Origin of the sequence: Cryobacterium tepidiphilum, assembly GCF_003716325.1 — a bacterium.
GTDB lineage: Bacteria > Actinomycetota > Actinomycetes > Actinomycetales > Microbacteriaceae > Cryobacterium > Cryobacterium tepidiphilum.
In genome coordinates this window covers 22,733-45,514 of the sequence record NZ_RDSR01000020.1, presented here as the reverse complement: position 1 = coordinate 45,514, position 22,782 = coordinate 22,733, and the positions used below count along the sequence as shown (strand labels likewise).

Genomic DNA, 22,782 nt, shown 5'->3' with positions numbered 1-22,782 from the left:
GAACACGACACCCGATTCCGCTCCCGCCGCGCCGCTGGTCGGCGTCGTCATGGGATCGGACTCGGACTGGTCGGTGATGAGCGAAACCGCCACCGTGCTGCGTGAATTCGGCGTGCCCTTCGAGGTCGACGTGGTCTCGGCGCACCGCACGCCGCAGAAGATGATCGACTACGGCCAGGGCGCCCTCGCCCGCGGCCTCAAGGTCATCATCGCCGGTGCCGGCGGTGCCGCCCACCTCCCCGGAATGCTCGCCGCCGTCACCGTGCTGCCGGTCGTGGGCGTGCCCGTTCCCCTCAGCCGCCTCGACGGCCTCGACTCGCTGCTGTCGATCGTGCAGATGCCCGCCGGCGTGCCAGTGGCGACGGTCTCCATCGGCGGGGCGCGCAACGCGGGGCTCATGGCCGTGAAGATACTCGCCACCTCCGACACCGTCCTGCAGGGCAAACTGGCCGACTACGCCGCTGAACTCGAAGCGCTCGTCGAGCAGAAGAACAAGGACCTGCACGCCCGGCTATGAGCAGCCTGACCAGCCCGATGCGGCATCCGAACGTCGGCTCGACCCGGGTGATGACCCGGCGGGGCTGGTGGCTCGTGGTGCTGAACTTCGTGCTGCCCGGCTCCGCCCAGGTGTTGGCCGGCAACCGGCGGCTCGGCCGGTTCGGCCTCGGCGCGTCCCTGGTGCTTCTCACGCTGGCCGTGGTCGCCGGGGTCTCCTACGTGCTGTGGCCGGCGGCCGTGCTCACGCTGTTCACCAACTCGATCGGGCTCTGGCTCGCGGCGCTCATCCTGCTGTTCTACGCGGTGCTGTGGCTGGTGCTCACCCTCGACACGCTGCGCCTCGTGCGCCTCGTTCGGGCGCGCCCGAAAGCCCGGCCGCTCATCGCCGCATTCGCGACGGTGCTCATGCTCGTCGTGTGCGGCTCGGCCGGCTACGGCGCGCTCGTCGCCACGACGGCCAGCGGATTCCTCGCCAACGTCTTCACCGCCGGCCCCAGCGTGCCGCCCGTCGACGGTCGCTACAACATCCTCCTGCTCGGCGGCGACGCGGGGCCCGACCGCCAGGGCATGCGCCCCGACAGCATCTCGGTCGTGAGCATCGACGCCAAGACCGGCAAGGCGTCGATCATCGGCCTGCCGCGCAACCTCGTCGACTTCCCGTTCCCCGACGACTCGCCGCTGGCATCCGTCTACCCCGAAGGCTACGGTGCGATCGACGGATGCGAAGTCGACGTCTGCATGCTCAACTCCGTCTATACCGAGGTCGAGCTGAAGAGCCCCGAGATGTACCCCAACGCCGTGAAGAACGGCAGCGAACCCGGCATCGAGGGCATGCGCGACGCCGCGGAGGGCATCACCGGGCTCACGATCCAGTACTACGTGCTCATCGACATGCAGGGCTTCTCCGACCTGATCGACGCGCTGGGCGGGGTGGAGATCACCGTGAAGGAGCGCCTGCCGATCGGCGGCGACGAGGAGCTCAACAACGTCGACGGCTGGGTCGAGCCCGGCAAACAGCACATGGACGGCTTCACCGCCCTCTGGTACGGCCGCGCACGGCACGGCACGAGCGACTACGACCGCATGGCCAGGCAGCGCGTGCTGGAGGAGGCGATCCTCAAGCAGTTCAACCCCGCGAACGTGCTCGTGAAGTTCCAGGGGGTGGCGAAGGCCGGCGAGCAGGTGGTGAAGACAGACATCCCGCAGTCGATGCTCGGCTACTTCGTGAGCCTCGCCTCCAAGACCAAGTCGCAGCCCATCACCACTGTCGAGCTCACCCCGGCCAACGACGTCGACCCGGAGAACCCCGACTACGGGCAGATCCGTGACCTGGTGGCCGCGGGCCTGGTCGTCCCCAAGAAGTAACGACGGCGTCCATCTGAGCGGGGGAGGGCGGGCTCGTGGTGCGAAGGACGACGAGACCCGAGGAGGGCGCTACAGTGTGCGTGGGAGGGCAATGAACCGGCGCACTTTTCTCCTGGGCACCATGTCAGGACTCACCGTGCTGGCCGTGAGCGGCTGCACGCCCCGCAGGCCCGTGCCCAGCCCCTCCGCGACCGCCACCGCGGTGCCGCCCCCGCCGACGCCCGGCGACGTGCCGCAACCGAGCGCGTTCCGCCGCACGGCCTGGTCCACCGACCCCATGTCCTACGGCGCCGCGAGCTTCCAGACCGTCGGGTCGTCGCCGGCCGACCGGGAGGCGCTCCGGCAGCCCGTCGACGGCCGGCTCTTCTTCGCCGGCGAGCACACCGACGGCGATGACCCCGGCACCGTGCAGGGCGCGCGTGCCTCCGGCGTGCGCGCCGCCGCCGAGGTCGTCGCTGCAGCATCGACCGACGACCGCGTCGCCATCGTCGGTGCGGGCGTCGCCGGCGCCACGGCCGCCCGAGAGCTCGCCGACGCCGGCTACAACGTGGTGGTGATCGAGGGCCGCGACCGGTCCGGTGGTCGCATCCACACGGATGACGCGGGCGACTGGCCGTTCCCGGTCGAGTTGGGTGCGGCCTGGCTCGCCGGCTCGTCCGCGATCGCCCTCGGCCGCGACCTCACTCTCCTCGGCGTCGACACCGCCGACTTCAACGTGCGGGCGCAGCAGCGCACCCCTGACGGCGACATCGTGCCGCCCACGCCGGTCGCCCCGAACGCGGTCACCGAGGCGCTCGCCTGGGCGGCGAAGCAGCGCACCGACGTGACCGTCGCGCAGGCCCTCCAGGAGTCGGGCGCGGGCGAGCTCAGCACCGAGGAGAACGCCGTCGGGGTGTCCGACGCGGAGCGCCTCGCCACGTTCATCACCACCGATGTCGTCGCCCCCACCGGGGCCAACGCCGACCAGCTCTCATCCTGGTACGCCCCCGATCCCACCCTCACCCACGAGGGCGACCGCCTGGTCACCGGGGGCTTCCAGAAGCTCGTGCAGACCGCTCTCGACGGGATCGACGTTCTGCCGAGCAGCGTCGTCAGCGGTATCATCGCCTCCGACCGGGGCATCAGCCTGCGCCTGTCCCGGGGCGAGTCCCTGTCGGCCGACCGGGTGATCATCACGGTTCCGCTCGGGGTGCTGCAGACGGGCGCGATCGAGTTCGACCCGCCACTGCCGTTCTCGCACCGGGCGGCGATCGGTCAGCTCGGGATGGGCCTGCGCGAGAAACTGGTGCTGCGCTTCGACGAGCCGTTCTGGTCGACGGATGCGACGGTCTGGACCGTTCTCGACGACCCGTCGTATCCGTTGTGGTTCAACCTCGAACCGGTCACCGGCGAGCCGATCCTGGTGGCGATCGTCGGCGGCGACCGGGCGAAGGCGCAGGCGGAGGGCAGCGATGACGACGCCCTCGCCGCAGCCCTGGCTAGCCTTGCACCGTTCGTCGATCCCGCCGCCTCCGCGCCGCAGGCGCAGGACGGTTCCGCCCCCAGCGCTCCCGCACGTGCTCCAGGCGCGGCACCCGGCTGATCGCCAGCAGCAGCGACGTCACGCCGGTGAAGACGGCGATGATGGCGAGCAGGTAGATGCTGAACTCGTACGGCACCTCCACGATCGCGGGGTCGAGAAAGAAGTACGGGTACCAGTAGACGTAGGTGCCGCGGATCATCGTGTAGACGAGCCATACGGCGGGGAACACCAGCACCCACGGCACCGTCTTCCACGGTGCGTCGCGGCCCGGCGCGATCAGCCAGTCCAGCAGAGCGAACCCGGAGATCCAGAAGTGCATCAGCTGGCTTGACCACGGGGCCCACACCGGGATGCCGCGCAGCGTGCCCTCGATCAGGATGAACGCGAACACGATGCCGGAGACGATGAGGTACGTCGTGGAAATCAGCCGCACCATGTCGAGCCAGAGCGGGTCTTCGGGTTGCCGCAGGGCGTTGACGGCACCGATCACGAAGACCGTGACGCCCACGATCATGCTCTGGATGGTGAAGTAGCTGAAGAAGTTGCCGGTGGCGAACGGGCTGGTGCCGATGGAGTAGTTGAAGTCGCCGATCATCGCCACAATGCCGGTGAGTGCGACGAGGATGCGCGCGACCCCGAACACCTTACGCATGGCGCACCTCCGGGTGAGGAAGCCCCTCACCGCGTGAAGCGAACCCGCGCATTCCGGCGTCCTTACAGGTCGGCGTGCAACTGCCAGACACGCTCGGCGGAATCGCGCCAGCTGAATGCTTTCGCGCGATCACTTCCGACGATACTCAACCGGGCGGCCAGTGCGTCGTCGGTGAGCACCCGGGTGAGTGCGTCGGCCAGGCGCTCCGGGTAGCCCGCCGCATCGTCCCGGGCGACGACGAGTCCCGCGTCGCCCGCCGTTTCGACCAGGGCCGGCGCGTCGGAGTGGATGACGGGCGTTCCGAAGTGGAAGGCCTCGATGATCTCCTGCCCGAATCCCTCCTCCAGGCTCGGCTGCACGAACACCGTGGCGCGTGCGAAGACGACGGCCATGTCCTCGTCGGTGAGCCCCGACAGGGCGCGCACGCGGCCCGGTTCCAGCCCCGCCTGGCCGGCAACGGATGCGAGGTCCAGCTCTCCCCAGGAGGCGGGACCGAGCACGATAAGCGGCAGGTCGGGCGTGCCGGGAAGCCCGAGCGCGGCGATGAGGGCGGGCAGTGCCTTGCGCGGGGTGAGCGATCCCGAGGTGAGGATGTACTCGGATGGCAGCCCGAGCGCCTCCGCCCGCGGCGCGACGAGCGCCTCGGCATCCGCTGTGCCCGGGGTCAGCGAGCCCGACGGCAGGCGGAGGCCGCTGGGCACGGCGGGGGTGATGACGCGCACGCGGTCGCCGAAGTCCATGATCTCGGCGAGTTGCTCGGCCAGGGCGTGGCTCGGCACCACCACCGCGTCGGCGAACTTCCGGGCGCGTTTCATCACCGTCTTGGTCCAGGCCGCTGTGGCGTTGCTGAGGGCGTCGGGGTGGGTCCACGCCAGCACGTCGTGCACGGTCACGGTGACCTGGGTGAACGGGCCGCCGATCCGGTCGTGCCGCCGCAGCGGCGCGAGCAGCCCCGGCGCGTGGATGATCCCGGGCCCCGGCGACGTGCCGAGTCCGAGCTGCCACGCCGCCGTGAGCTCGCGCCGCGCGAGTGTGGTCTTGTACAGCGATCCCAGCCCCGGCAGTTTCTCCTCGATCTGCCGGCACTGCTCGGCGGGCGTGGCCGAGACGATGCCCTCCACGTCGCATCCGGGTGGCGCGGTCTGGATCAGCGCGCGGGTGAGGTCCTCGGTGTAGCGCCCCAGGCTGCCGGGAACCGGCGCCGCCATCTGGTCGACGACCATTCGAAGGGTGGTCATGTGCTCTCCCCGCCCGCTCTCGAATACGTCATGTTGTTCGGTACCCAGACTCCCATGACGGAGGCCCGTCGAGGTCCGTGAGGGTGTCGAAGTCCCGCTGTCAGGGTACCCGGTTGATGCTCGCGCGGGCCTTCAACGGTTCCCACCAAGCCCGATTGTCGCGGTACCACTGCACGGCATCCTCGAGTCCCTGCTCAATGGGACCCGCGCACAAAGTCGATCAAGCCCGCACCACCGATGGCGAAGATCTGCATACGAAGAAGTCACATGAAGAAGCGGCTGGCTTGAGTGCGCCTTATCGATAGTGCGAACGCCAACGGGATGAAGAGTGCCAAGAGGAAAATCAGTTTGGCCGAGACCATCCCGAGCTGTGCGGCAATTGCAAGCACGAGTGTGTGGCTCAGGATGATCGCGAGACCGGTTTGGGCCACGATCGAGATCGTGCTTCCGAGCTGCGATGGAAGCATCGGACCGATTGCTTCACACACGAGAATCAAACCGCAGGAGATTGCTACCCCGATGAGGACGCCCAGGATTGGCGTTCCCAGGTCAGCACTCTTCATGTTGAAACCATCCACTGCACCGGAAACGCTGAGGAACAAGGCAGGTATAAGCAACACCAGTCCGAATTTCAGCGGGGACGTGATCTGATTGCGATAGTTGCGCAGAAGCGACCCGAGGCACATGAACAATATGGCGGCGAGCGCGACTCCAGCCGACTCCGGTACCCGCTTGGCCGTCTCGGGGTCGACTGTGCACCAAGCCACGCCGATGGCGCCTACGAACCAGGGCAGGAACGGGGAGAGGTTCGATAGCCAGCGCATGAGCACGGTCGCGATGAACAGTGCGGTGACGAACCAGAAGGCAGAGTACGGCCTGGGGATGTACCAGCCGCCGAGTAACAGGTTCTGCGAGAACGACCAGTCGATGCTTTCCCCGCGCGCCATGCGAAAGCCGAACCAGAGTACAGACACGATGACTAGCCACGTGACGTATGGGAGCAGAAGGGTCCGGGCCCGCTTGGTGAACTCGAGCTTTGTACTCCGAGACGGCGACCACAAGTAGCCACTAATCACGAAGAAAACCGGCACGTGCCAGCTGAAAAGCCAAGGGCTTACCCAAGCTGACGTCGAAGAGTGGCCGGCGACGATCGCGACTATTCCAATGAGGCGAACGAGGTCGATGGCATGTGACCGGGGCTTCGCGGGAATTTTTCCAGTCTTGGAAACGTCAATGAGGCTCATATCGCGCTGAATGCTATCAGCCGGAGATCGGCAGATTGCGTGAGCGCACAATGTGCTCCCTGGCTGCAGGGGCCGACCAACATCGGGATTCACGCAAGAGGCTCACAGAATGCCGATTGGTAGACTGCTCGGCGTGCAAACCCAGGAGCCGGCTACCGTTGTCGCAGTAGTCGTCGCCTACAACAGGCGCGAACTCCTGCTCGAGGTGCTTGAGGCCCTCGCGGCCCAGACGCACGCGCTGTCCGCGGTCGTCGTGGTCGACAACGCGTCGACCGATGGATCCGGCGACGCGGCCCGCGAAGCGGCGACCGGCGCCGACGTCGTCACCCTTACCCGCAATACGGGTGGGGCCGGCGGTTTCGCCGTGGGAGCGGCCCGGGCGATGGCCGAGCACCATGCCGATTGGGTCTGGCTGATGGACGATGACACCGTCCCGACCGCGACCGCGCTCGCCGAACTGCTCGCGGCCGCTCTGGCCGACCCGGAGATCGTCGTTGCCGGTTCCCGAGTCGTCTGGACGGACGGCCAGGACCACCCGATGAACACGCCCCGCCGAAAGCCCTTCGTCTCGCGCGCGGAGCGTGAATCGGCAACGCGACGCGGGCTGCTCCCGGTGCGGAGCTCCTCGTTCGTCTCCATGCTCGCCCGCACCGACGTGATCGCCGAGTCCGGCCTGCCGATCGCCGACTACTTCATCTGGAACGACGACTTCGAGTTCTCCACGCGCGTCCTCCGCCGCCACCGCGGTGTTTTCGTGCCGGGGAGCGTCGTGGTACACAAGACCGCGAAGCTCGGGGCGACGGACGTCGACCCCGGGGAGCGCTTCTACTACGAGGTGCGCAACAAGGTCTGGATGCTCCGCCGCTCCCGCGGCCTCTCGCCCGTCGAGAAGGCGATCTACGGCGGCTCGACGCTCCGGCGCTGGCTCCGTACCTTCCTGGGTTCCGACAACAAGGGCGTTCTGCGGGCGGGTCTCCGCCGCGGGCTGCGTGACGGGTTCCGCACCGACCCGCGCCCCAACCACATCGCGCTCGCCGGCCTCGGCCAGGCATCGAAGGCGGTGTCCCTCGTCGAACGGGGCCACAGACCGCGGGGGAACAGCCTCGGCACCGGCGAGCAGACAGCGGATGCCGCCCAGGCGCGCTTCTCGCTCCTCCTTCCCATCTACGCCGCCGACAAGCCCGCCTACTTCGCGAAGGCCTTCACCAGCAGCGTCAACGACCAATCCCGCAAACCCGCCGAAGTGGTCCTCGTGCAGGACGGCCCGATCGGGGAGGAACTGCAGGCGGAGGTCGCGAGGATGATCGATTCGTCCTCCGTTCCGGTGAACCACGTGGTGCTGCCGCAGAACGTGGGGCTCGCCCGGGCACTCACCGAAGGCCTGGAGCACTGCCACAACGACATCGTGGCCCGCATGGACGCCGACGACATCGCGCTCCCGCATCGTTTCGAGGTTCAGATTCCCGCGCTCGTCGACCGTGGCCTCGACCTGGTCGGGTCGGGCCTGTTCGAGTTCGCCGGCGACGTCGGCACAATCCTCGCGACTCGCACCCCGCCCGTCGGCGCTGACCGGATCCGGGCCGTCGCCCGGTTCCGCGACCCGTTCAACCACCCCACGGTGGTGTATCGCAAGAGCGCGGTGGAGCGCGCTGGGGGATACCTCGACCTCGGGCTGATGGAGGACTACTGGCTGTTCGGCCGCATGGTGCAGGCGAACTGCGTCGTCGACAACGTCGCCGAACCCCTCGTGATGTACCGGGTGAATGACGGCGCGTACGCCCGTCGCGGCGGATGGGCGCAACTGCGCGCGGAGGTGCAACTGCAGCACCGGTTCCGGAGAAGCGGCTTCACCACCCGCACCCAGTGGCTGCGCAATGTGGCGGTGCGTGGCGGGTACCGCCTTGTTCCCGAACGGATACGTCGTGCCGCCTATCGCCGCATCATCGCCCGGAAGGGCATCGGCGTCTAGGCGTTCTGTCAGGGTCGTTCCGGGGGTGGCGTTACACTTGTCTCTGGCTTGCGCGGAATCGCGGAGGGGCCGACCAGCGTCAGCGCCGACGTTATTGCGAGAGAAAGCGTGGAACGTGACAGCAACCGAGCCAGTCGATCTGACTGGTTTCTCCGTCCCCGGCCGGGGAAACGGCCTCTTCGACGTCTTCCGCCGGAGGTACCTGCTCCGGCTCCTCGTCCGTAAGGGCGTCTCGACCAGGTACCGCAACTCCGCCCTCGGGTGGGGCTGGTCCTACGTCAAGCCCCTGACCCAGTACTTCATCTACTACTTCGTCATGGGCATCGTGCTCGGGCGCAATCGCGGCATCGACAACTTCGCCGTGTACCTCCTGGCCGGCATCATCATGGTGAACCTCTTCAATGAGGCATTCTCCAATGCCACCAAGTCGATCGTCGACAACAAGGCTTTGGTCAAGAAGATCTACCTGCCGCGGGAGATGTTCCCGATAGCGGCCGTGATCGTCGCCTTCGTGCACTTCCTGCCCCAGGTCGCCGTGCTCGTCGTCGTCAGCGCGCTCACGGGCTGGACGCCCAGCCTGCTCGAGCTGGGAGCAATCCTGTTCGGGGCCTTGATCGTCGTCCTGCTGGCCAGTGGCCTGGGCCTCATCTTCGGTGCGGTAAACGTGTCATTCCGGGATGCGCAGAACCTCGTGGAGATCATCCGCCTGTTCGCCACCTGGGCTTCGCCGGTTCTCTACAGCTACGTGAGCATCGCGGCCGTGATGCCGGACTGGCTGACGCGCATCTACATGATGAACCCGCTGACCTCCGCGATCGAGCTCTTCCACTACGGGTTCTGGTTCTCCACCTCTGACGGCAGCCTCCAACCGCCGCCCCATCTGCTTCAGTACTCGCTCATCGGCCTGGTGATCGCCCTGGTGGTGACCGCGATCGGCCAGCTCGTCTTCCGCCGTTTCGAACGACGATTTGCGCAGGACCTGTGATGGACGTGACGAAGAACCGCCCCAGCATCATCGTCGAGCACGTTCAGAAGACGTTCCTGCTCCGCCACGCGCACTCCTTCAAGGAAGCCTTCATCTCCAAGATCAAGAAGAAGAAGATCTCCTCGTCGTTCCAGGCCCTCAAGGACATCGACTTCACCGTCAACGAGGGCGAGTCTGTCGCCATCCTCGGGTACAACGGCTCGGGCAAGTCCACCCTGCTCAAGCTCATCTCCGGCGTGCTCGAACCCGACAAGGGGCGAATCCTCACCCGCGGCCGTGTGGCCGGCCTCATCGAGGTCGGTGCCGGATTCCACCCCGATCTTTCCGGCCGGGAGAACGTGTACCTGAACGCCGCGATCCTGGGCATGAGCAAGCGGGAGATCGACGAGCGCTTCGATGACATCGTCGCGTTCTCCGAGATCGAGGAATTCATCGACAGCGAGGTGAAGCATTACTCCTCGGGAATGTTCCTGCGTCTCGCCTTCTCGGTCGCGATCCACGTCGAGCTCGACATCCTCCTGGTCGATGAGATCCTCTCGGTCGGAGACGCCCCGTTCCGGGAGAAGTGCCGCAAGAAGATCCGTGAACTGGTCGACGAGGGCAAGACCATGGTCGTGGTGAGCCACGACACCGGCACGGTACGCGACCTCTGCGACCGGGGCATCGTCATCCGCAAGGGCGAGATGGTGTTCGACGGACCCGTGGAAGAGGCGATCACGGCCCTCAAGGGCAAATAATGCGAGGAGACACCGGATGGTGAATGCCGATCTGCTGGTCGTCGGGTCGGGGTTCTTCGGGCTCACGATCGCCGAACGAGCGGCCAACGAGCTCGGGCTCAAGGTGCTCGTCATCGACCGGCGGTCGCACATCGGCGGAAACGCCTATAGCGCGGCAGAGCCCGAGACCGGCATCGAGGTGCACCAGTACGGCGCGCACCTCTTCCACACCTCGAACCGGGCGGTCTGGGACTACGTCAACCGGTTCACGGCGTTCACGGGCTACCAGCACCGCGTCTTCACCAATTTCTCCGGTGAGGTCTACCCCCTGCCGATCAACCTCGGCACCATCAACCAGTTCTTCCGCTCCGCGTATTCACCCGACGAGGCCCGCGCGCTGATCGCCGAGCAGGCCAGCGAGTACACCACCAAGGATGCCGCGAACCTGGAGGAGAAGGGCATTTCCCTGATCGGGCGCCCTCTCTACGAGGCCTTCATCCGGGACTACACCGCGAAGCAATGGCAGACCGACCCCACGCGCCTGCCCGGCGAGGTCATCAGCCGGCTCCCGGTGCGCTACAACTACAACAGCCGCTACTTCAACGACGACTTCGAAGGCCTGCCGGTCGACGGCTACACGGCCTGGCTCGAGCGGATGGCCGACCACCCCAACATCGAGGTCATGCTCGACACCGACTTCTTCGACGCCTCCCACGGGGCGAGCCAGGCATCCGCTGTCGGCAGCGTGCCCATCGTGTACACCGGCGCCATCGACCGGTACTTCGACTACGCGGAGGGTGAGCTCAGCTGGCGCACGCTCGACTTCGAGCAGGAGGTGCTGAACGTCGGAGACTTCCAGGGCACGGCCGTCATGAACTACGCCGACGCCGCCGTGCCATACACGCGCATCCACGAGTTCCGGCACTTCCACCCGGAGCGCGATTGGTACCCGAGCGACAAGACGGTCATCATGCGCGAGTTCTCCCGCTTCGCCACCCGCGACGACGAACCGTACTACCCGGTGAACACCGGGGAGGACCGCGCGGGGCTGCTGAAGTACCGCGAGCTCGAGGAGGGGGAGCCGAACGTCTTCTTCGGCGGCCGCCTCGGCACCTACCAGTACCTGGACATGCACATGGCCATCGGGTCGGCGCTGTCGATGTTCAACAACAAACTGGTCCCGCTGTTCAGCACCGCCCGCTGACCGGCAACGGATGCCGAGGGCTCAGGCCTGCGGACCGCGGAACGTCTCGGTCCACGCCTCGACGGACGTGATGTTCGCGGCCTGACGCCGGTACTCGGCCTGCAGCGCGTCCCACTGCTTCGCGATGCGCCGGTGCAGCCGCAGGCTCTGCCACCACAGGGCGCGGAACTGCGCGCGGTCCCGCGTGTACCAGGCGGCGCTGCCGTCGGCGGCGTCGATGAGCACGCTGTCCAGCCGGGGGACGCGCCACCAGGTGGCGTCACGCCGGCTCAACTCCACCTGGGGGTGCGCCACATTGGCCGGAGCCGGCTTGGAGAACCAGTGCCGGGCGGCGGCCCGGGCGGTGAAGACCAGCAGCGCTAGGCCACGCGGGCCCTTGCCGTCCGTCGGCGGGTACCGGCGCTTCCCCTCGTTGCTTCTGGGGGCGTCCTCCGGCGCGTAACGACGCATTTCCGGGAACGACGCGGCCTGCGCGCGCAGCTCGCCCAGCTTGCCGTGCATGGCGGCATGGAGCGAAGCCGGCCCGGACAGCACGTCGCGGAGGGCCTGGTGGCGCAGGTTCACCGGGTAATACTGCATTGAGAGCAGGTGCTTCAGGTCTTGCCGGCGGTACTCGCTGAGGAGCCGGCCTCCGCCGGGCTGGTCCGAGTGGAGCAGCGCGGTCACGAGCCGATTGCGTGCATGGAAGTACGCACCCCAATCGAGCGTGTCGTCCTTGTCGACCCACGAGACGTGCCAGAGCGCCGCTCCCGGGAAGGAAACAGTGGGGTGGCCGGCCGCCTTCGCCCGCAACCCGTACTCTGCGTCATCCCATTTGATGAACACCGGCAGGGAGAGACCTAGCTGCCGGATGACCTGCTTCGGGATGAGGCACATCCACCAGCCGTTGAAATCGCTGTCCTCGCGCCGGTGCAGCCACGGCGTGTCGACGAGGGGAGAGCTGCGGAAGTCATGGCGCTCGTGCTCACGGTCGGGCGGTCCCCACATGAACGGCACGGGGTCGACGATCTCGCTGTATGCGTGCAGGACGCTGCGTTCATTGAGGTCGAGCATGTGGCCGCCGACGATGGTCGCCTGTTCACACGAACGGGCGAACGCCAACGCACGCAGGATTCCCTCGGGTTCGATCTCGACGTCATCGTCGAGCAGCATGAGGAAACCCGACTCGTCGCGCTCCAGAGTCTCGGCCATGGCACGCGAGAAGCCGCCGGATCCGCCCAGGTTCGCCTGGTCGACCATCTGGAGCCGGTCGCCGAGCGAGGCCGCGACAGCCGCGAACGCGGGCTCGTCCGCCACCTTCCGGGTACCCTGGTCGACGATGAAAATGCGGTCGATCTCCTGGAGCAGCTCGGGCGTTCCCGCAAGGGCCTGCAGTGTGGCCACGCAGAAGTCCGGCTTGTTGAAGGTGGTGACGCCGATGGATAGCTTGCCGGTGCTGATCTCCGGCTCGCGCACGCTCCAGTCGGCCTGCTGCAGGCGGAGAGTTCCCGTCGCCTCAAGGTCGAACCAGTACCAGCCGCCGTCATCGAAGCCCGCGAGCGGCAGGTCAACCGTGGTGACGCCTGATCCCGCCACCGGGCAGGTGCGGACGACGTGCCGGCGGCCCTCGGCATCCGAGCGATACACCGTGATTGTTCCGTCGCCGACGGTCATCACCTCGAGGCGCACGCCTCCCACAGCCGTCCACCTCTGCCAGTAGGCCGCCGGAAACGCACTGAAGTAGGTGCCGAACGAGGCGGGGCTTTCCGAGGTCAGTGCGACGCTGTGCCGTCCCGTAATCTCGACGCCTTCCACCGGGTCTCCGCTGGCCGACGGCTGGACGTAAAGCGGCAGCGCCTCCTCGGCATGCCCGAGGGGGAACACGACGCGGTGGACGGTGCGCAGAGCGGGGGAGGGAGATGTCATCGTGCCTTCTAGTCTGCCTGTCCTGCGGACCGCATGCGTGCACGGCTCCGCGTCGGATCAGCCGGCAGCACCCGCGGCCGCCCCGGATCGCCTGCGAGCGGCGGTGTTGACGGGATCGACCACCCACGCGGTGAGCTTCTGCACGGGTCGGCTGCCGAGCAGCAGCGCCAGCGCGACTCCGCCGGCGACCAGGACGGCAACCATGGGGGCCGTCCAGCCGCCCCATTCGCCGATAAGCGGCTGGAGCGGGTAGATCACGGCGGCCTGGAGCAGGTACACGTACAGGGTCGCATTGCCCAGTGGAGTGAAGAAGGTGCGTCGGCGCGGGACGACGGCCAGGAAGCACGCCATCGCGACCGTGGCCATCGCCAGGACGGCGAGCCGGATCACCATGTTCTCTAGGTTTGTGAAGGTCACCTCGTCGGTCTGTCCGTACATGTACAGCCACCGGCGCGGGATGTCGTCCCGCAGCAGGTAGGCGACCACGAGCGAAGCGACGAGGAGGAGTACCGCCGGAACCCGCACCCGCAGGCGTGCGGTCGCATCCTTGAACGCCTCGATCCTCTCGGGGGTCGTCAGCACGCCGAGAGTGAAGTAGGGGAGGAAGGAGAGGATGCGCGCCAGCGACAGCTCCTGGTCGAGTCCGCCGTAGACGACCGACACCACCGACGCGACGACCGACCAGAGCAGCGGGTGCGGGATGCTCCGCAGCACGGGGATGAGGAGCCGCCAAGCGAACAGCGCCAGCAGGTACCACAGGGCGAACCGGGGAACGAAGGGGTCGAGGACCAGATGGTTGCCGCGGAGCAGCCAGTCCTCGAGCGAGAGGACGACCTGGAAGACCAGGTACGGCACAAGGAGCGACGTGATCAGGGAGCGCGACCGGGACATCGTCGGCTCGAAGCGCCGGGACAGGTAGCCCGACACGAACACGAACGCCGGCATGTGGAAGCTGTAAATCCACGTGTAGAGGCCATCGGCGACGCCGGAATACGCGATGCGCTCGAGCAGGTGGCCGACGACGACCAGGACGATCAGGAGCACCTTGGCGTTGTCGAGATAGGGGTCTCGCGCCTTGGCGCGTCCATTTGCGCCTCGCGCGCTCGATTCTTCAGTCATTCCGGCAGTTGCCCCTTAGCCAATGCCCTTATCGCATTCCTAATGATCGAGTGCAGCGCCAAAATCCCACGCGTCGGTCTCCGCGCGCACTGAACCCTCCTGGAACGACAAGGGGCGTTCCAGGTCTTTGATCGCATTGAAGACGCGTTCCGAATTCTTGCCGTCCCTGACCGGGAAGGTGCGCCGCGCTCGCTCGGCGTATTCCTCCGCCACCTTAGGTTCGGACAGGAGCGAATCCAGACCCTTCAGAACGCCCTGAAGATCCGAGGACACAGGCCCGAATCCGTCACGTTCGTACTCGTAATATCCCTTGCCTTCGATGTGCTCCGCTTCGTACTGGCTCTTGTCGAATTGGTAGTAGACCGCGGGCCGGTACAGGTACGCCATGTTGAATGCAATCGATGAGTAGTCAGTGATCATGACTGCCGTGCGGCGCACGACATCCTGAACATCAACGTCGCCGTAGTGCCTGGTCTCCACCCAGTCGGGAACAGCAAAGTTCCCTAGATATGGCTGAATATTCGGGTGCGGCATGAAGACGAGTTTCAGCCCGCGCTTTGACGCGATCTCCCTGAGCTCCTCCGATTGCACGAGAGACTGCCAAGCCTTGGCGTAGTCGCTTTCCATGAACTGCTCGTTCTGCTCGCGCACGGAAGTGCTGATGATGCGTCCGCTGAGATACTGCCGCCAGGTGGGAGCAATCAGGACCTGATTGACTTCGCTGGGTTCGATCTCCATGCTCTTCTGAAGAAGTGCATCATGGCGGGGCAAGCCGGTAAGCCGCACCTCTTTCTTGCTGAACTTGAAGGGGGATTCACCGGAGATGTACTCGTACTCGTCTTTCGTGGACGTGAGGAAGAAATCAATGTTCTTCCGGTTCAACCACGGAGAGAGGTCGCCCTTGATGATCCCGTGTTGCAGGAACGACAGCTTCCATTGCGGCCGTCCATAGCGGCGGCTCGGCAGGGGATTCGAGATGTACACGTCGATGTGGCTGGAGATGACGTGCCCGGCTAGAAGCATGAGGAGCTTCCAACGGTACGATCCGTAGTCGACAAGCTCAAAGCCGTCACGCTTCAAGCGTGCCCACTCCGCGGACTCCTTCCGGATCACAAACCTCATCTTGGTGTCCGGCTGATGTGCCCGGATCCATCGGTACAGTTCCTCGGCGCTGTCGTTCGCCTGGAACTCACGGTCCATCAGCACCCAGGCGCCGGCGTACGCTCGACGGATCGGGATGAGCCGCAGCGCAGCGGCGAGGGACAGATCGTAGATGCTGGGCTTGCGAAGTGTGCGCTTGCCCCAGCGAAGAACGTTCCTGAGCCTCTGCCTGGTCAGGTCACGCATGCTCACTCTGCGTTGGAGGAAGATCGGCGGGATGCCGCCGCGTGCGAGCTCCTGCTCGGCAGACTCCACCTGCGCGCGACGGAACTTATAGGTAGTCCCGCCCGTTTCTACATTGAGCAGACGTTGGATGCGGCCATTCAATTCGAACCGGATGACCCCGAGGGACGACACCCACAGATGACGCTCCTTCAAGACGACGTCCCCGAGGACTTCGAGAAGCTGAGTCTTGGCGTACCGCGGCTCAACGCGTTTGCCCCTGACGAAGATCGTCTCCTCGGGCAGGTCACCCTTGAATCGATAGCTGATGCGGATGAGGTTCCTTGAGGCATCGGGAGGCCCCATCGACACGGGGCCGACGTACGATTCCTGACGGTAGGCGAAGGTCAGGGCTTCACGCGTCCACGCTGGAACACCCATCATGTCGAACCCGAGGACTGCTTCTGGCTCGATGTACCCCATCACCTGACGCACGAGTGCGTGAAATGTTGAGAGTACATCGGCTGTGAGCGTTCGAGTCGGGATCTTCGTCCCCACGTCTTCCTTGAAGAGCCAGGCGATGTCGTAGACGATGTACCACTGCAGCCAGCGAGGGACGTAGCCTTTACGTTCTTTAGCGATTTTCAGCACAGTCAGCCAGCCGTACTCGGGCACATCGGTGTAACTGCGCGGATCTCCATGGGAGGTCTGATTGGTCGAGTTGCCCTCGGCACGTCTGCGGTAGAAGTATCGAGCGTCATCGACCAAGCCAAGGATGGGCTCGTCAGCCTCGAGGAGATATTGAGCGATGAAACTTCCGTCTTCGAATCGCGTGCGAAGGCGCTCGTCGAACCGGAGCCCTGCCTGGGAGATGAGGTCACGTTTGAAGAAGCTCATCACAGCATTGCCGTGGATGAAGTTCGGCTTGCCCTCGAGGTTCGTCGTCGAGTTTCCGCCTGCGAATCGGAAACTCGTCGCGTGTGAATCTCGTCGTCGCCCCGTCCGTTCGTCCCAGATGATGATGTGACCAGCGAAGAGCGCCGTTCGTTCGTTTCCTGGCTTCTCCATGAAGTCGTGAATGGCCTCGAAGAAGTTGTCGCTCAGGACGTCATCCGGATCGGGGAAGCAAATCCAGGGTGTCGACGCGAGTTCAAGGCCCAGGTTCCTGGCGGAAGCCTGCCCCCCGTTTTCCTTGTGAATCACACGCACGCTGTTTGGATGCGTCTCGGCGAACGCCTGACAGCGCGAAAGTGAATCGTCGACGGAGCCATCGTCGACGAGGATAATCTCGAGATTTTCGATGCCGACCGTTTGGGCCTCAAGGGATTCGAAGTAGTCCGGCAGGTACTTCCCGACGTTGTAGACCGGTGAAATTACCGTGAACAGCTTTTCCCTCAAACTCTTGTTCCTTCCGAGTGGGATGCTTTGGTCAGTCGTAGTGACAGGCTTCTTCCCTTGGCTCGTTGGGCGATGAGGCCAGAGCCGGGAACGAGTAGCGGAAGTTCGTCCAACACGCCTCGGCCTAGGATAACCGGCACTGCTGAACGTCGCCCGTCAGGGCCTTGCGCCAAACCGGTCACAGTCGTGCTTACGGCTGGATGGCCACCCGGGTGGAGCGGGTCCGCTCTGAACCGTCCTTGAACAGTGAGTGGATCGCGAGTGAGGCCAGAAGCAGCTGCGATTTCAGCGTTCTCGCACTCAAGCTCGTAGCCGCTCCATCCGGCGGCCGGGTGCACGTCTCCTGAGACTTCAAGGGAATGGTCGTCTAAGGCCGTAACGGCTTCGATTCGAATGTAGCCATGAGGACAGTCATCGATTCTGAGGCCCCCGGTGGGCGTCGGTCCGACGTGAATCTTACCGATGCCGCTGTGTTTCGTCGGATTGAGGCCCGCACTGCAGACGAGCGGAACAAAGCGCCCGAAAACGTCACGTACTCCCACCTCCCAGGAACGTCTGCGCCCCGATTCGTTTTCGGGAAGCGTCACCGAGACCTGGAAGTTGCCGTCGCGGCCGCGGTGAGCGCGCGTGTGGGCCAGCTTGGTTCGACCCGCTGAGAGCATAACTGTAGGTGGCAATGGCCACCCTGCGCGGAAGGCCATCGTCACATCCCTCCCCGTTGAGCGCACACTGTAGACGATGAACTTGGGCTCGTCGACGAGAAGTGAAACTCCGACGTGCCGGTTCGCATTGCTCGCGACGCGGATGCGCACATGATCGTCGATGATTCGCGAAGCCTCTTCGACGAAGCCCGCCTTCGCGGAGAGGTTCCGCAGAGGCTCCGTGACGGTGAAGCGTCCCGATGTCACCCGGATCGAGAAAGTCCACGAACCGAGCGACAGCCGCGTGGGGCCGCCGAGCTCGAAGGAAGCGACGTAGCCCGAACCATCGATGTCGAAGCCCGCCGGATGTTGGGCTGGGCGGAGCAAGGCGTCATCAGACTTTTCAACGTGGGCGGCGAGGATTTCACCCGAGCGCTTGTGCGTTGCGAATAGCTCGACGCGAGTTTCGACATCGGCTAGATCGACGTAGTCGATGTAGGCGAAGCCGGATAGCCGCAGCTGAACGGGTCCGGCGCCGAGATCCCATTGGCCCCGGATAACTTCTTGTCGCAATTCCAGTTGTTCGGGGAAAGAGACGAGGGCATTCTGTGGAAGCGCCGATACCGCGTCAGCCGAGAGCGGGAGAGAGTGCTCTATGCCGATCGGTGTGATCCGAGTGCCGAAGTTGCTGAGTTCGTAACCTCCAGATTCCCGAAAGTCCAGAAAAGCCTGGTGACGGTTCTCCTGCAGAAGCCGCACAGCGACCCTCTTCTCTGGGGAGAGTTTGTCGAGAAGGCCGGGTGGCTCATAACGGAGAAGCGACTGAGCGCTGGTACTCAAGATTTGCCAATATCCGGCATCGGATATCGACTGGTTGTTCAAGTACCAGTGGAAGTGCGTGCCATAGACCGTTTCATACCAGCCCTCCAACACGGGCGCATCCGCTTCAGCGCGTAATGCGTCCAACGTGAGCTGCCAAGCCTCTGTACGATCCCGCAGGTCCTTGACCTCTTCCGGCCGTTGACTGATGGAGGAGCGATCTTCACGAGCCCGATAGTCGTATACAACGTCCGGCACGACGTTGATGCTGCCGGCGCGCGAAAGCATCTGGGCGATCAGCGGCTGGTCCTCGTAAATCACTCCCGTGCGAAACGACAATTCTTGACTGAGCCAGAACTGTCGCTTGTAAACCTTCGCGACGGGATAGTTGTTTCTCAGCAGACTAGGGAACTGGGCCAATTGCACTCCATGGAGCGCGTCAGAGTGCACATTCTTGGCCCATGCCGGGACCCAACTGCGCGTCGAGTTGAACCGACGGATTGCGCCAGCGGCGATGTTCGCATTGTTCCCCCTTGCTGAGTCGACCAATATGGCGAGAGCGTCAGGAGGCAGCCGGTCGTCAGAATCGACGAAGGTCAGATACGTGCCGCGTGCATGGGCGACTCCCGCGTTGCGCGCAGCTCCGGGACCTTGATTGGCCTGCGCTACCAAACGTACGCGTTTATCCTTCCCGACGTAGCGCGCTGCAATGTCGTGCGAGCCATCTGTGGAACCGTCGTCCACGAGGATCACTTCGAGGTCGGTGAGTGTCTGCCTGAGGATCGAGTCCACGCACTCCTCAAGGTAGGACTTCACGTTGAAGAACGGTACGACGACAGTCACGAGCGGAGGCGTAAACGGCAGCCGCCGGCGCAGTTCTCGCCTCAGCCTTTGCCTCGGCGGTAACGACAGGAACATTTCGGGTCGCCCTTCATTGGTCGAGCATGACGGTACGAGCCTTCGCCCAATTCAGATCGGCTCAGGGAGCCAGGACACGTGCGCCTGCCGTCGGAGTCCAAGCAATGGTGCCATGTTCGAACGTCTGGCTCACTCCGTCCTGATAGGGCTTCGGGTCACTCGTCGGGTAACCGAACTTGCTTTGTTCCCAACCGTACTGCGCCCACAGCTTTCCGATCCTCACATCGACGATGTGCGCACCGGTGGCTGTCGTCCAATAAAGGTAACCCTTCTGGAACGACTGGACGCAGCCAGAACGAGTGAGGCCACACCGGCCTGCAGAAGTCGGCCAAGCCAGGACGCCGCCAGGCCCGGCGCTCGCGATGTACTTGGTGAGGACGGGGCCGTTCAAAGCGACTCGTCCCGTCTTGCCGTTGGGCGCATACACCCGCCCGCCCTGGAACTCCTGGCTGGCGCCACCACCATTGGCAGCGATCGTCAGCGCGCCCCCAGTTGGGTAGCCGAGGGGGCCATTCTCCCACGCGGGAACTTTCCAAACCGCGCCGATTGCCGAGGGAATGAAGTGGGCACCGGTAGCGCTGGTCTCGTACAGGTATGCACCTTGGAACGTTTGGACGCATCCGTTGTCTTTCAGCCCACAATGGCGGGCGTTGACGGGCCAACCGAACTCACCGGTGGGACCGCCGTGCGCGACGTACTCTGCGGCAGAATCGCCATCAAGAATGGCGGAATGCCCTTGTGCGGCGAAAATTGACCCGGCCTCGAACTGTTGGCTCACACCGCCGCCGGCCAGCGCGGCTGGCTCGCCTATCGGATAGCCGAGCCGGCCCGCTTCCCAGCCGATGGATTTCCACGCGCTCTGGATCGGTTCAGTGATCGGATGTGCGCCGATGCCCTTCTTCCAATAGATGTTTCCCCTTTCGAAGTTCTGGACGGTGCCACCAGTAGAGAGTGTGCGGGCCGAGCCAAGCGGCGCTCCAAAGGAGCCGTTGACGCCGCCAATGGAGTCGTAATAGTCGTACGTTTCACCATGAACCTGCGAGACGTCCCCGGTGGCACTCTGGAAGACGATCCCGCCCTCAAATTCCTGCCAGCTACCGGTCTTGTCTTTATGCAGGTCTGAAACCGGGTATCCGAGTGTTCCGCCTGCGCCGCCGCCGTTCTTCCATGACGTCAAGATTGCGCCGGAAATGGAATGAGCTCCGAGACCCTCCTTCCAGTAGATTTCACCCTTCGCGAAGGTCTGGGCGCTTCCGCCGTCCGCCAGGGACTGAGCTGCGCTGCTAGGAAGACCCAGTGGCCCCAATACTCCACCGGAAGCGGAGTAGGACGAGAAGATAGGCTCCAAAACGCTCCGCACCTGTCCTGTCGTGCTGACATGGATCACCCCATGCTCGAAGAGCTGCCACGTTCCAGTCGCATCCTGATGGACGTCCGAAACCGGGTAGCCGAAGGGGCCGGCTTCCCAGCCTGTGTCCTTCCACGCCGACTGGATAGCGCCGGAGATCGGATGCGCCCCGAGGCCGTCCTTCCAATAGATGTTTCCTGACCGGAAGTTCTGTACCGTGCCACCGGATGACAGCGCCCGCACATCTCTGATCGGGGCGCCGAATGCTCCAACGACACCGCCCACGGACGCGTAGGCCGAGTAGGTCGGATCCTTCACCCGGAGCACTTGCCCGTTCGATGTGAGATAAATCAAGCCGTCTTCGAACTCCTGCCACATGCCTGCAGCGTTCTCCTGAACGTCAGACGACGGGTAGCCGAACGGTCCTGATTCCCAACCGGACTCCTTCCACGTGGTCTGGATGGGCTCGGACATTGGGTGCGCACCGATCCCAGACTTCCAGTAGACATTGCCGTTTTCGAAGTTCTGCACGGCGCCGCCGGAGGCGAGCGACCGTTCGGCACCGCGGGGAGCGCCGAACTCGCTCGTGATTCCGTCGATCGAGTCGTAGTACGAGTAGATCGCTCCGCGAACGGGATACGTTGCACCGCGCGAGTTCTGGTAAATCCCCCCGTGCTCGAACTTTTGCCACGGACCGGCGCTCGTCTGAATGATGTCGGAGATTGCGTAGCCAAGGGCGCCGTTTTCCCAGCCTGTTTCGCCCCAGGTCGTTAGGAACGGTTCCAGAATGGCGTGAACACCGAGGCCTGACTTCTGATACAGCGCTCCGTTGGCAAAGCTCTGCACGGAACCACCTGAGGAGAGTGTGCGTGCAGGGCCCGTGGCTCCTCCCAGCGGGCTGTTGACCCCGCCGATGGATGCGTAGTAGGTAGCGAACTGCGATCCCACGTTGTATCGCACGGAGCCAAACCAGTCACTGAAATAGAGGAAAAAATTGCGGTTGCCGTAAGCGGAGCAGCCGTTACCGAGGCCGTACCCAGCATCAAGTGCGGCGTTATTCGGCTGATATGGCGTGTACCAGTAGAGGCTTGTCGTCGCCTTGTTCTTGATGAAAACGGAGGACGAGCCGCACGAGCTAGAGGGGTTGTAAAGCACGCGAGACGTCTCTCCCGGCCAGTACTGGTAGCTGTAGTCGGAGTACCACTCGGTTCCAGGGCCGGTTCCGGGGGGCATCGTGTAGCGCTTCAGCGCCCAGGCGCCCTTGTACACCTGGTTGAAGAATCCGAAATACTCCGCGTTACAGGGAGCGGTGTCAGGGCAGGCATATCCGGTCGCCGTCTCGTATTGTCCAGCAGAGGGCCAATCGTCCGTGACGAGTCCCTGCTCCTTCTGTAGCAGCACGACGAGGGCCTGAGGATTGATGCCGCACGCCTGGGAGACCTTGTAGATGATGGTCGATGCTCTTTCGCTACTCGCGCCCACATACTTCTTGCACATGGGGTCCGCAGGGATTGTGCGCGTGGTCTGCTTATAGTCCTTCAAACACGTGTAGCCGTCGCGGCAGGTCCTTACCTTGCTGTTGAGGAAGCTCTGGATCGATGACGCGGTCATCGTGGACGTGTTGTAGAAAACGGCGTCGCTGATGATCTCGCCCGGATCGAAGTCGTGGGCGTCAACCGCCGACGCCGAATCATCGGAGTTGGCGAGAAGCTGTATCGCCGTGAGTCCGGAGACGGCAAGCGAAGTGGCCAGGATCAAGGTCAGTGCTCGTCTGAAGGGAAGTGTCACGGTGTCTGTTTCTGCACTCTCGGTTCGCGTGCGCACCCGAAGCGCACCCGGTCAATGCTACGTGTCAGCCGCAGTCAGGCGGTTTACCCCATTTAGGGTGCCAGCCGAGTCGGGGGCGTCCGCGAGTCCG

The 22,782-nt window shown here is 64.6% G+C and carries 15 protein-coding genes; 7 read left to right on the top strand and 8 right to left on the bottom strand.

Annotated features, from left to right (window positions below):
- Positions 1 to 49: 49 nt before the first annotated feature.
- From purE to EEJ31_RS11305, 3 genes are all read left to right on the top strand, one after another.
- On the top strand, positions 50 to 517 hold the full coding sequence (gene purE, locus EEJ31_RS11315; protein ID WP_123046412.1) for a 5-(carboxyamino)imidazole ribonucleotide mutase: 468 nt from the start codon (positions 50 to 52) through the stop codon (positions 515 to 517).
- Positions 514 to 1,863 (top strand): LCP family protein, encoded by a 1,350-nt coding sequence (locus EEJ31_RS11310; protein WP_233563858.1) that lies wholly within the window; start codon positions 514 to 516, stop codon positions 1,861 to 1,863. The genes purE and EEJ31_RS11310 overlap by 4 nt, the downstream gene beginning before the upstream one ends.
- Before the next feature lie 121 nt (positions 1,864 to 1,984).
- A complete protein-coding gene (locus tag EEJ31_RS11305) occupies positions 1,985 to 3,445 on the top strand; it encodes a flavin monoamine oxidase family protein (RefSeq protein WP_158603952.1) in 1,461 nt (486 codons plus the stop codon).
- Here the strand turns inward: EEJ31_RS11305 and EEJ31_RS11300 are convergent.
- The 3 genes from EEJ31_RS11300 to EEJ31_RS11290 form a co-directional block, all read right to left on the bottom strand.
- Positions 3,342 to 4,037 carry a Pr6Pr family membrane protein gene (locus tag EEJ31_RS11300; RefSeq protein WP_123046397.1) on the bottom strand — a complete coding sequence of 232 codons (696 nt, stop codon included), beginning with the start codon at positions 4,035 to 4,037 and terminating at the stop codon, positions 3,342 to 3,344. The two genes, EEJ31_RS11305 and EEJ31_RS11300, sit on opposite strands and share 104 nt — an antisense overlap.
- Before the next feature lie 62 nt (positions 4,038 to 4,099).
- Positions 4,100 to 5,275 (bottom strand): glycosyltransferase family 4 protein, encoded by a 1,176-nt coding sequence (locus EEJ31_RS11295; RefSeq protein WP_123046396.1) that lies wholly within the window; start codon positions 5,273 to 5,275, stop codon positions 4,100 to 4,102.
- Between the two features lie 263 nt (positions 5,276 to 5,538).
- A complete protein-coding gene (locus tag EEJ31_RS11290) occupies positions 5,539 to 6,519 on the bottom strand; it encodes an acyltransferase family protein (protein WP_123046395.1) in 981 nt (326 codons plus the stop codon).
- Between the two features lie 109 nt (positions 6,520 to 6,628).
- Between EEJ31_RS11290 and EEJ31_RS14165 the strand changes: the two genes are divergently transcribed.
- The 4 genes from EEJ31_RS14165 to glf all read left to right on the top strand — a co-directional run bounded on the left by EEJ31_RS14165 (position 6,629) and on the right by glf (position 11,393).
- Positions 6,629 to 8,488 (top strand): glycosyltransferase, encoded by a 1,860-nt coding sequence (locus EEJ31_RS14165; protein ID WP_123046394.1) that lies wholly within the window; start codon positions 6,629 to 6,631, stop codon positions 8,486 to 8,488.
- A 115-nt stretch (positions 8,489 to 8,603) separates the two neighbouring features.
- Entirely contained in the window at positions 8,604 to 9,473 is an 870-nt protein-coding gene (locus EEJ31_RS11280; RefSeq protein ID WP_233563857.1) for an ABC transporter permease, read from the top strand.
- Entirely contained in the window at positions 9,473 to 10,210 is a 738-nt protein-coding gene (locus EEJ31_RS11275) for an ABC transporter ATP-binding protein (protein WP_123046392.1), read from the top strand. The genes EEJ31_RS11280 and EEJ31_RS11275 overlap by 1 nt, the downstream gene beginning before the upstream one ends.
- Before the next feature lie 19 nt (positions 10,211 to 10,229).
- Entirely contained in the window at positions 10,230 to 11,393 is a 1,164-nt protein-coding gene (gene glf / locus EEJ31_RS11270; protein ID WP_199727336.1) for a UDP-galactopyranose mutase, read from the top strand.
- A 21-nt stretch (positions 11,394 to 11,414) separates the two neighbouring features.
- Here glf and EEJ31_RS11265 read toward each other — a convergent pair whose 3' ends face one another.
- The 5 genes from EEJ31_RS11265 to EEJ31_RS11245 form a co-directional block, all read right to left on the bottom strand.
- A complete protein-coding gene (locus tag EEJ31_RS11265) occupies positions 11,415 to 13,298 on the bottom strand; it encodes a glycosyltransferase (protein WP_123046390.1) in 1,884 nt (627 codons plus the stop codon).
- 57 nt (positions 13,299 to 13,355) lie between these two features.
- On the bottom strand, positions 13,356 to 14,417 hold the full coding sequence (locus tag EEJ31_RS11260) for an acyltransferase family protein (protein WP_123046389.1): 1,062 nt from the start codon (positions 14,415 to 14,417) through the stop codon (positions 13,356 to 13,358).
- 39 nt (positions 14,418 to 14,456) lie between these two features.
- On the bottom strand, positions 14,457 to 17,138 hold the full coding sequence (locus tag EEJ31_RS11255; RefSeq protein WP_123046388.1) for a bifunctional glycosyltransferase/CDP-glycerol:glycerophosphate glycerophosphotransferase: 2,682 nt from the start codon (positions 17,136 to 17,138) through the stop codon (positions 14,457 to 14,459).
- The gene (locus EEJ31_RS11250) at positions 17,135 to 19,441 is read right to left on the bottom strand and encodes a glycosyltransferase family 2 protein (protein ID WP_158603951.1); all 2,307 of its coding nucleotides are present in this window, start codon (positions 19,439 to 19,441) and stop codon (positions 17,135 to 17,137) included. The genes EEJ31_RS11255 and EEJ31_RS11250 overlap by 4 nt, the downstream gene beginning before the upstream one ends.
- Before the next feature lie 136 nt (positions 19,442 to 19,577).
- Entirely contained in the window at positions 19,578 to 22,652 is a 3,075-nt protein-coding gene (locus EEJ31_RS11245; protein ID WP_123046386.1) for an LGFP repeat-containing protein, read from the bottom strand.
- Between the last annotated feature and the right edge of the window lie 130 nt (positions 22,653 to 22,782).